General features: G+C 40.1%; 13 protein-coding genes. 4 read left to right on the forward strand and 9 right to left on the reverse strand.

Annotated features, from left to right (window positions below; translation table 11 throughout):
• Window positions 1–40: 40 nt before the first annotated feature.
• The 6 genes from SPD53_RS18730 to SPD53_RS18755 all read right to left on the reverse strand — a co-directional run bounded on the left by SPD53_RS18730 (window position 41) and on the right by SPD53_RS18755 (window position 6026).
• Window positions 41–883, reverse strand: a complete 843-nt coding sequence (locus SPD53_RS18730; protein ID WP_336253458.1) for a glycerophosphodiester phosphodiesterase — start codon at window positions 881–883, stop codon at window positions 41–43.
• A complete protein-coding gene (locus SPD53_RS18735) occupies window positions 876–1637 on the reverse strand; it encodes a glycerophosphodiester phosphodiesterase (RefSeq protein ID WP_336253460.1) in 762 nt (253 codons plus the stop codon). Before SPD53_RS18735 ends, SPD53_RS18730 begins: the two co-directional genes overlap by 8 nt.
• Before the next feature lie 84 nt (window positions 1638–1721).
• Window positions 1722–3092, reverse strand: coding sequence for an ABC transporter substrate-binding protein (locus tag SPD53_RS18740; protein ID WP_238471195.1), 1371 nt, complete (start codon window positions 3090–3092; stop codon window positions 1722–1724).
• A gap of 65 nt (window positions 3093–3157) precedes the next feature.
• Window positions 3158–3973 carry a carbohydrate ABC transporter permease gene (locus SPD53_RS18745; RefSeq protein ID WP_156857758.1) on the reverse strand — a complete coding sequence of 272 codons (816 nt, stop codon included), beginning with the start codon at window positions 3971–3973 and terminating at the stop codon, window positions 3158–3160.
• Complete coding sequence (locus SPD53_RS18750; protein WP_336253468.1) at window positions 3970–4908, reverse strand: carbohydrate ABC transporter permease; 939 nt, start codon at window positions 4906–4908, stop codon at window positions 3970–3972. The genes SPD53_RS18745 and SPD53_RS18750 overlap by 4 nt, the downstream gene beginning before the upstream one ends.
• A 2-nt stretch (window positions 4909–4910) precedes the next feature.
• Window positions 4911–6026, reverse strand: a complete 1116-nt coding sequence (locus SPD53_RS18755; protein ID WP_336253461.1) for an ABC transporter ATP-binding protein — start codon at window positions 6024–6026, stop codon at window positions 4911–4913.
• 364 nt (window positions 6027–6390) lie between these two features.
• Here SPD53_RS18755 and SPD53_RS18760 point away from each other — a divergent pair, with 364 nt between their 5' ends.
• The 3 genes from SPD53_RS18760 (at window position 6391) to SPD53_RS18770 (ending at window position 8176) form a co-directional block, all read left to right on the forward strand.
• Entirely contained in the window at window positions 6391–6906 is a 516-nt protein-coding gene (locus tag SPD53_RS18760; protein ID WP_336253462.1) for a Uma2 family endonuclease, read from the forward strand.
• 104 nt (window positions 6907–7010) lie between these two features.
• Entirely contained in the window at window positions 7011–7304 is a 294-nt protein-coding gene (locus tag SPD53_RS18765; protein WP_336253463.1) for a transposase, read from the forward strand.
• A gap of 29 nt (window positions 7305–7333) precedes the next feature.
• Window positions 7334–8176, forward strand: a complete 843-nt coding sequence (locus SPD53_RS18770; protein WP_336253464.1) for an IS3 family transposase — start codon at window positions 7334–7336, stop codon at window positions 8174–8176.
• Window positions 8177–8499: 323 nt separating this feature from the next.
• Here the strand turns inward: SPD53_RS18770 and SPD53_RS18775 are convergent, their stop codons facing one another.
• From SPD53_RS18775 to SPD53_RS18785, 3 genes are read right to left on the reverse strand one after another with little or no spacing between them, the layout of a single operon-like run.
• Window positions 8500–8820, reverse strand: a complete 321-nt coding sequence (locus SPD53_RS18775; RefSeq protein WP_336253465.1) for a magnesium transporter — start codon at window positions 8818–8820, stop codon at window positions 8500–8502.
• Between the two features lie 26 nt (window positions 8821–8846).
• Entirely contained in the window at window positions 8847–8972 is a 126-nt protein-coding gene (locus SPD53_RS18780; RefSeq protein WP_336253466.1) for a hypothetical protein, read from the reverse strand.
• Window positions 8969–9778 carry a magnesium transporter gene (locus tag SPD53_RS18785; protein ID WP_336253467.1) on the reverse strand — a complete coding sequence of 270 codons (810 nt, stop codon included), beginning with the start codon at window positions 9776–9778 and terminating at the stop codon, window positions 8969–8971. Before SPD53_RS18785 ends, SPD53_RS18780 begins: the two co-directional genes overlap by 4 nt.
• Before the next feature lie 178 nt (window positions 9779–9956).
• Here SPD53_RS18785 and SPD53_RS18790 point away from each other — a divergent pair.
• Window positions 9957–10256 (forward strand): SDR family NAD(P)-dependent oxidoreductase (locus SPD53_RS18790; RefSeq protein WP_336253469.1); only part of this gene is annotated, 300 nt, incomplete at its 3' end.

Genomic DNA, 10256 nt, shown 5'->3' on the forward strand with positions numbered 1-10256 from the left:
TTACACTACACCTAAAGGTTATGTCCTAACCTCTTCTTCATCAATCCTTATCTTTCTTGAGTAATCCTTTCGTAAACCGAATATCATCAGTAAAATAACCATCTACATTCAGCTCATACACCCGCTCCTGCTCTTTCCTCGTTGTCACCTCATCATTGAAAAACACATGCACTTCTTTCCCTTGCCGGTGTAATTCATTAACACTTTTCATTGTAACGTCCGTTGCTTCTATGCCAATAATCGGATAATCAGACGTCTTTGCTTTCTTTAAATTGAATTTTTCTTTGCCAAACAGAAGGGTGAGCGGAATTTCTGGTGCTAACGTTTGGATTTTTTCTAAACTTTCCTCTGAGAAAGACTGGATTGTGACGAGATCTTGGGAGAGTAAGTCATATTCGAGTAACAGCTCGATTAACGGCTCTTCCATGACAAGTTCCCCATGAACCAATCTCGTTTCAATATAATAGTGCTCCGTGTCCCGAAACGTTTCGAGAATCTCTCTTAATGTAGGGATTTCTTCCATTGTTCGCTGCTCTCCAAACACTTCCGACGTTTCAAGTTCCTTTATTTCCTGCAATGAATAGTCTGTTGCATTCCCCGTTCCATTCGTTGTCCGGTCGATCGTTTCGTCATGCATAGCAATGAGTGCACCATCTGCCGTCATTCGTAAATCAATCTCCAGGGCATCAACACCGTCTTCAGCAGCTATTTTATACGCCGTAATCGTACTTTCATTAAAGCGATCATTCGCCCCGCGATGTGCAATAACTTTTGGGGAATCAACGATGGCTGGTTCGGGCTCCACTTCCCGTTCCATAACGAGATAAGCACCAGCGAAAACAATACAACTTACACATAAGATATCGATTACCTTTTTAAGCAAGGGATTTCCTTTTATTTCGATCGTTTAGGGCTTCTTCAGGGAAATCCGTAATAATCGCTTCCACACCCAAATCGAGTAATTGTTTTATTTCATCCTGCTCGTTAACCGTCCAAATCCGCAATTTCTTCACTATATCTCTCCCATAAAAGGTATCGGAAAATGCAATCCGTTTGGATACATGTAATGCCTCAAGCTCCAAACTATGTAAATAATCCTCGGGATGCGCTATCCTTTGATCCAGTAACCAAGCAATTTCTGCATCCGGGTCCAACTGTTTCATCCGCAAGAGGCTAGGTAAATGAAAAGAGGAATAAATGACTTTGCGACCATTCCCATATTCCTTTACGAGGACTAATACTTTTTCTTCGATGCCCTCGTATTGAAAGAGACTGGTCTTTAATTCAATATTTAATTCGATTTTATACGGTGCTAACAGCTCCAGCACTTCCTGAAGGGTTGGCACACGTTCTGCAGACCAATTCACTCGATCATAATTCTTAAGATGAGCATACTTTACACCTGCACTATATTGTTTGAGTTCTTGTAAGGTCAGGTCTTTTACAAATCCGGTTCCATCTGTCGTTCGCTCTAACGTCTCATCATGGATAACGACAACCTCCCCATCTTTTGTAACTTGTACATCCAGTTCAATCCCATCTGCGCCTTGGCGGATCGCTTGAAGAAATCCGAGTAACGTATTTTCCGGGAACGTTCCCATACACCCGCGATGCCCATAAATCTTCGTCTCTGTCATCGTAACACTTCCCTTTCATGGATAATCAGAAAGGGAATAAAGCATCCGATCATACTTTATTCCCTCTCATTCTTTTATTAAAAATTATTCTCCTCGTGCTGCGTTTGCTTGTTCGATTGCTGTATTAAATTGATCGACTGCTGTGTTATACGCGTCGTCTACCTCGCCACCGTTATAAACCGTTTCAAGTGCTGTTTCCATAATTTTACGGCCTTCTGGAATCATATCCATTAATGCGCCTTGGGTTGCGAACGATGACGTTGTTGCTTGTAATTGCTCAACCGTCACGTTTAATTGTGGCATTTCTTCGTGTGCATCAACGGCAACTTGCTCATCGTATGCAGCCGGATTGATTGCAAAATAACCTGTTCCCACATGCCACTCTGCTTGAATTTCCGGTGTTTGTAAATACTTCATGAAATCCCAAGCAGCATTTGTTTCTGCTTCCGGCTTCCCGTCAATCATCCAAAGACTTGCCCCGCCGATGACAACACCTGCGCGTTCTTTTTCCTCCGGGTGTGGCAAAAATGCGATACCTACTTCAAATGGTGCGTTATCAATCACATCTCTTGAACTAGCTGAAGATTGTAAGAACATCGAGACATCCCCTGCTAAGAAACCGGAAACCATGTTGTCACCATTCGTTCCATAGTTAGCGAATGTTTCATCATTAACCATACGCTCTACCCATTCAAAGATTGATTTCCCTTCTTCTTCTGTCCAGCCAATTTCAGTTGGTGTGTCCGTTCTTCCGTTATCATTGTTTAATAATAAGGCGCCCTGGTTGGCCAGCAGTTGTTCATATAACCAGCCATAAGCCTGCAGTGCAAATCCTTTCATGTCTGGATTAGCTTCCACAATTGCCTTACTTGCTTCTTCTACTTCCTCAAATGTTTCTGGTGGAGCTTCCGGGTCTAGCCCCGCTGCTTCAAAAGCATCCTTATTATAATACATAACCGGTGTGGAAGAGTTGAATGGCATCGAGTAGAACGTTCCATCTAAGGAATAATAGTTAATAATATTTTCCTCTAAACCGCTCATATCATAACCATCTGCATCAACCAATTCTTGAATTGGTAAAATGCTGCCACTATTAATCATCGACATCGTGCCAATTTCGAACGTTTGGATAATAGTTGGTGCACTGTCTGTACCGGCAACACTATTAAATTTCGTCAATGCTTCATCATATGAACCTTGGTATTCTGCATTCACTTGAACTTCATCCTGGGAACTATTATAGCTGTCAACAATCGCATTTAATGCTTCCTGACCAGCCCCACCCATCGAGTGCCAGAATGTAACGACTTGTTTTTCGTTATCTCCAGATCCCTCACTTGTACCTTCCGCGCCAGCAGTAGCACTATCAGCTGCCTCGTCCGCGTTTCCATCTGAACCACATGCTGCAAGGAATAATACGAACCCTAACATAAGTATCGCAAGTATCTTCTTCATTCTTTCATTACACTCCTTTTTTTATAAAAATTTTCGTTCATCCGCTCATTTTGAGCAGCTCCAACTTATTTCAAAGCACCTTCCGTTAATCCTTTTTGCAGCTTGCTTTGACCGAGGAATAAAAGAATTAAAGTAGGAATCACAACGATAACAGCACCTGCCATGATGACACCCCAGTCATTTAATTGCTCCTGTGTTTGTAATTGCTTTAAGCCGATTTGTACGGTACGAACATTGTCGTTCGTCGTTGTGAGGAGTGGCCATAAATACATATTCCACGAGGTTAAAAATCCGTACACACCTAAAGTTAGCAAACTAGTTCTCGCAACAGGCAAGACGACTGTTAGATAGAATTTAAAATCTCCCATCCCAGCAATCTGACTCGCTTCTCTTAATTCTTTCGGTATTTGTTTAAAGTTCTGCCGGAGTAAAAATGTCCCAAACGCCATCGCAAAGAATGGAACGGTCAGCCCCGGATAGGTATCAATCCACCCCAAATCACGGATGATATGGAAGTTCGGAATAATCGATGCTTCAAAAGGAACCATCATCGTCGCGATGAAAACAAAGAATAAGAGATCTCTCCCTTTGAACTCTAAAAAGACAAAGGCATAAGCTGCTAAACTTGATAAAATTAATTGTCCAAGCATAATCACTAAGGAAATGATTAAGCTATTCAACAGATATTTAAGTAATGGGAACTGCCCGAACGCCCTGACATAATTATCAAAGGATAACGATGTAGGCAGGCTTCCCGTCATAATGTCTTTGTTCGACATAAAGCTCATGGCAAACGCCATTAATGTTGGCGCAAAGACGAGAAATCCTGAAATAATCAGTAAGATATAAAATATAACTTTTCGACCTGTTGGGATTGTCATTGGTAATGAACCTTCCTTTCACCAAACTTGAATTGCAGGAAAGTCATGAGTAATATAATGATGAACAATAATACTGCCTGAGCACTTGCCGATCCGAACTTATAGTTTACAAATGCTTCCCGGTATATGGAATAGACGACAAGGTTCGTCGAATTCACCGGACCGCCCTGTGTTAAAATATCAATCTGCCCAAAGGTTTGAAAGGCATTGATAATTGTTACGGTCACCACAAAGAATAAGGTTGGCGAAAGCATCGGGATCGTAATTCTTCTTAACTTATAAAAATAACCGGCACCATCAATATCCGCACTTTCATATAAAGAAGAGTCAATCGATTGCAGTCCGCCTAATAAAATGAGAAAGGTAAAACCGATATTCATCCATATCGTTGTAATGGCTATCGCAAACAGTGCCCAAGACGTGTCTGTCAGCCAGCCAATCCCCTCTGCACCAATGGCGTTTAACAACAGATTCAACGGACCCATGGACGGGTGAAATAAATAAAGCCAGAAGACAGACGCGGCCGCAACCGATATCCCCATGGTTGATGAATAAATCGTACGGAAAAAACCGATTCCCTTTAATTTCTCATTTGCAATCACCGCCAAAAACAAACTGATAATAATCGTAATCGGAACGGTATATAGGACGAATAAAAAAGTTGATTTCATACTCTGTAAGAAAATCGGGGAAGTGAACATCGTCACGTAGTTCTCCCAACCAACAAAAACGGTTGTTGCCCCTGCGGCATCCGTTAGGAAAAAACTTAAATAAATGGTTCGAGCGAGCGGGTAGAATAGAAACACGCTAAACAGAACAATCGAAGGCAGTAAGAACAACATGCCTTTAGAAAAACTTTTCATCCGCTGCTTCTTTTTCACTTGTTCAAAATTTATTTGGCTTTTAGGCGTTTGTTGAATCGCTGTACTATTCATACTCATGCCGTTACGACCTCTTGCTGTTTGCCCGCTCTTGCCGGCTTAATCAATAATCCTGTATCCGAATCAAAGAAGCATAGATTTTCAATTGCAATATGTACTGGAACCTTCTCCCCTACTTGCACGTCCCATTGTCCCGACCATTTAGCCGTCCAAACTTCCGCACCGACTTCAAACGCAAGCAACGTTTCATTTCCTAACTGTTCTACATTTATCACTTCTACAACATGTGTAGTGTTTTCTGCAGTTCCAGGGTAAAGATGTTCCGCTCGTATACCAATCGTTACGTTCGGGTAGCGTGGTACATTGTTGATAACGGGATCTATTTCTAGATGAAGTGCATCATCAATCACAAGTTGATTCAGGTCAGCATGAAAAACAGCCTTCCCCATATTCATTTTCGGTGAGCCGATAAAAGAAGCTACAAATAAATTTGCAGGTTCATTATATAAGGTAATCGGTTTTCCGACCTGCTGAATCTTCCCATCATTCAACACCATAATTCGGTCCCCCATTGTCATCGCTTCGACTTGATCATGGGTCACATACACCATCGTCATCCCCAGCCTTTTTTGCAAACGACGAATCTCCATTCGCATTTGCCCCCGAAGTTTAGCGTCTAAATTGGAAAGCGGCTCATCCATTAAACAAAGTGGCGCCTCACTCACGACCGATCTCGCTAATGCGACACGCTGCCTCTGTCCTCCTGAAAGCTCCTTTGGCTTCCGTTTTAACAGCTCACTTAGCCCCATCATTTCTGCAGTTTCGATAAGTCTCTTTTGTTGCTCCTCTTTATCCACTTTTTTCGCATTTAAACCGAAAAGAATATTTTGCTCCACAGATAAATGTGGATATAGCGCATAATTTTGAAAGACCATCGACAGATTTCTGTCCTTCGGTGGCAGGTGATTCACAACCTCGTTACTAATTTTCAATGTGCCGGATGTAATATCCTCAAGGCCTGCAATCATGCGAAGTAACGTACTTTTACCAGATCCAGACGGACCAACCAGTACAAAAAACTCCCCTTCTTCAATGGATAGATTGATTTCGTCTAATACGTTTTTTTGCTTATCGTATGACTTTGAAATATCCACCAAATCAATTTGGCCCATATGTCTCCCTCCTTTTATTGAACAAGTTTTATTAAACCATATTTTTTTAGGAAAAAGTTTAAATTTACAGAATCGTTACAAGGGATTAAGGTGGGGTTAATATTATTCATGGTGGGTTAATATTATTCATGGTGGGTTAATATTGGGATGTCACGAAAGGGGGAAATATCCATTTTCACAAAAATGCCAAAACGGATAAGAAAACAAAACAAACATATAGGTACCGAATTTAAATGTTAAAGTCATAAAGCCCATGTCTCCTCCACTTTCATTCGTCCGGGCAATCAAGTATAATGTAATAAAGGCGGTGTTTATATTGGGTTTATTAAATGAAAAACACAGTAGCTACAACGAATTCATAAATATGAGAAAAGAAACAAATGATGTTCTTGAATATGTTGATGGCGTTGTGTATATGTCTCCTTCGCCGAATATAAAACATCAACGAATTTCAACTTTTTTACAAGGTGAATTGTACAACGCACTCAAAGATAAAAAATGTGAAGTGTTTTCTGCACCTACCGATGTTCTATTTGACGCAGTTAATCATGACGATAAAAAGATAGTTGTTCCAGATCTATTTGTTACGTGCAATCCAGACAATCTAACAGAGAACGAACACATAGGAGCGCCTGATTTCATCATAGAAATTTTGAGCCCATCTAACATATCCCACGATATTGTCACGAAACTAAACCTTTATATGAAAAACAATGTAAAAGAATACTGGATTATCGATCCACTCCAGAGACATATATTGGTATACAACAGAGACAAAAACAATGAAATCAGATATGATGTTTTACATGTTGAGGAGAGTATAAGATCAAAAACAGTACCCTCTCTAGAGCTAAATTTATCGGATATTTTCCAACTTTGAGCAAAACGTTTAAAATTGATGCTAGAATATAAATAGGACAACCCAAATAGAGAAATCTCCTAGTTTAATATAGTACAATATTATTAACTGGGGGAGATTGTAATATGGCAAAACGTAAGCAATTTAATGCAGAATTTAAGCAAGATGCAGTCAATTATTATTATTATTCATCAGGTAAAACCTTAGGACAAGCGGCAAAGGATCTTAAAATCGGTGAATCTACACTCGGAAAATGGGTGTCAGCCGCCAAGAATAACGACGGTGTGGTTGAACACCGAGGATCTGGAAATCATGCCTCCGATGCTGATAAAGAAATTGCCCGCCTGAAGAAGGAATTGCGAGATTCGCAGGATGCCTTGGAGATCCTAAAAAAGGCTGTGGGCATACTGAGCAATTAACAGGAACAATCTATGAAGTAACTAGCCAAATGGCAAAGAAACGCAAGATTTCTGTTAACAGTGTGCTCAAAATATTGGGCGTTTCTACATCGGGATATTATAGCTGGAAAAAGCGAACACCATCAAAACAAAAAGTTAGAAAAAAGGATATTAAAACTGAAATCATACAAATTTATCATGAGTCACGTCAGATTTACGGCGCACCAAAAATAGCATCAATTCTACAGTCCAGGGGGCACATCATAGCTGAAAAGACGGTAGGTAATTATATGCGAGAGGAAGGTATAAAAGCCATTTGGGTTAGTCCATATGTAAGAACCACCATCGACCCGGAATTTGACACCAAACTAAGGAATATCTTGAACAGGGATTTTAACCCAGTAGCCCCTAATACTGTCTGGGTGACTGATATCACTTATGTGCATACCTTAACGGGATTCGTGTACCTTACTAGCGTAATGGATTTATATTCTAGAAAAATAATAGGGTGGCAGCTATCGGATAGCCTGTCCACAGAACATGTCGTTAAGGCAATTGAAAAAGCAAAAGCAAACAGGAGACTTAGTCAACCCGTTGTTATCCACAGCGATCGTGGGTGTCAGTATGTATCTAAAAGCTATCTTGAAGCAACACCTGCAGGAGAATACATACGCAGCTACTCAAACAAAGGAAACCCTTGGGATAACGCGTGTATAGAATCATTTCATGCACTAATCAAACGTGAGTGGTTGAATCGTTTTGTCATCCAAAATTTAAAGCATGCCCATGAACTTATTTTTGAATATATAGATGCATTTTATAATACGGTCCGTATTCACGGACATTGTGGAATGAAGTCACCACACGACTTTGAGAATGCCTTGGTAAGCTAATACTAATAAACGCCAATAAATCCAATTGGGAATGAATGCAAATTCGGTACACAGCAGAATCACCCATCTCCTAATGGTTTGCAAAGAAAGAGTGGTTTTTCCTTTCTTTGTAAACCATTAGGGCACCAAGCGGAGCGCGGTAGCTTCGCGGGCTATGTGGCCTTTATCAAATCATCAAAAGTAATAACAACTGTAATCCATTTTACACTAAATTTAATTTAACTAAGAGATTTCTACATTTAACTTGTCCGATTTCTTGACATAAGACCATACTTCGAGTCTCCCGCTTCCCTACTCTATTACTCAGCACGTTTCACTACTTCTCATCCAGGGAAAAAGCTAAACAAAGATAATGAAAAGGAGTTGGTACCATGAACATGTATACCGACAACTGCCGATATACTTAATGTAACAAGAATGGATAGTCCAACCACTACGCCTAGCATGATGTTCCCATAAAAGAGAAGGATCAAGATGGTAATGAGCACCATACAAATCAATCCGATTAAAAAGCCGGTTGAAAATTCTTTCCTCATCATGCGCCACAAATTTTTCATATCAATTGTTCCGAGTGCAAGTCCTCTAACAGAAACTGCCAGGGATTGCGTGCCGACGTTTCCTCCCGAATCCATCAACATCGGCATAAAAGCTGCTAGGACGACAACGGATTCTATTCTTCAAATTGCCCGATCACCCCACTTGTAATCATCCCCGCGAACATGAGAAAAATGATCCACGGAGCACGTTTTTTTGCTGCTGTAAAAGCACTCGTATCTGTTTCCGTTGCATCTTTCACCGTTGAGAATTCACCAAAGCTTTTAGTCGTTTGCAGTTCAATGATATCCATGCATCATCCACTGTAATAATTCCCAGCAGGCGATTTTGCTCTGTTACGACGGGAACAGCCAGTAAGTCGTATTTCTGAATAATTTTCCCGACATCTTCTTGTCCCATGTCTGCCAGAACAGAGACAATATGTTGATGCATCATATGCTCGACTGCATCAGTGGGATCAGCCATAATTAATTTTTTTAAAGAGACAACGCCCTTTAAATACCCTTTCCTATCTATTACATACGTATAGTAAACAATTTCAGCATCAGAGCCTTCTCTCCTAATTTTGGCTAACACGTCTTCTGCGGTTTCTTCCGGAAAAGCGGTGATATATTCATCGGTCATCACCGCTCCAGCAGTTTCCAAATCATAATCCAAGATCATCTGGATTTTCCCTGCTTTTTCCTTTTCCATCTTATCCAAAATATGCTTCGCTTCCGCTTGATTAATCCGTTTCAAAAAGTTTACCGTATCGTCTGTAAACATATGATTGAACATTTCCGAGGAATACTCATCCGACAATTCTTCGATACAAACTTGCTGATGAATAAAATACAAGCCAGAGAAGATGACTGCAAACTCTTTCGGCTCCAAAAACATATACACTCTTTCCCGTCCCTCTTTATCCAACGTAATGAAAATATCTACTTGATCGGATGGGTGAAGTTCTATATAGCTTTCACGAAATTCTTCTTTATTATTTTCATATAAAGCATTTATTATATTTTTCGTATATCTTTCTCTATTTTGTTTATCTAATCGAAACATAAGCTCTCCTCCTCACAAACCCAATTCCTGAATTATGTAGCCGGCTCTAGCCTCCTTATTCAATTACATCGATAAAGAGGTTTCTCGTTCCCTTTTTCAACTACCCTTTTTTTAAATTCTCACACGTTTTTAAACGCGTTTACCGGAGGCGGAGATCAAATATAAAAGCTCCTATTTCATTCGATCTCCCTACACTAGTAGATTAAATGCGGATCAAGAAAATATTTTAGTTGTCCAAGCTGATGTTACAAACGAAGAAGATGTGAAGAATTATATAAAACAGACTGTGGATGAATTTGGAAAGATTGATGTTTTCTTCAATAATGCAGGTATCAATGGACCATTCAAGGAATTTAAGGATTTGGATAAAAAACAGAGTATTCCACTAGACAGATTTGGAGCACCAAAAGAAGTTGCACAAGTCCCTTCAACAAGCCAAATGAAAAGTGTTGCACCGCAAATGATAATTTCCAAAAAA

Source organism: Oceanobacillus sp. MO10714A (assembly GCF_037072045.1).
Lineage (GTDB): Bacteria > Bacillota > Bacilli > Bacillales > Amphibacillaceae > Oceanobacillus > Oceanobacillus indicireducens.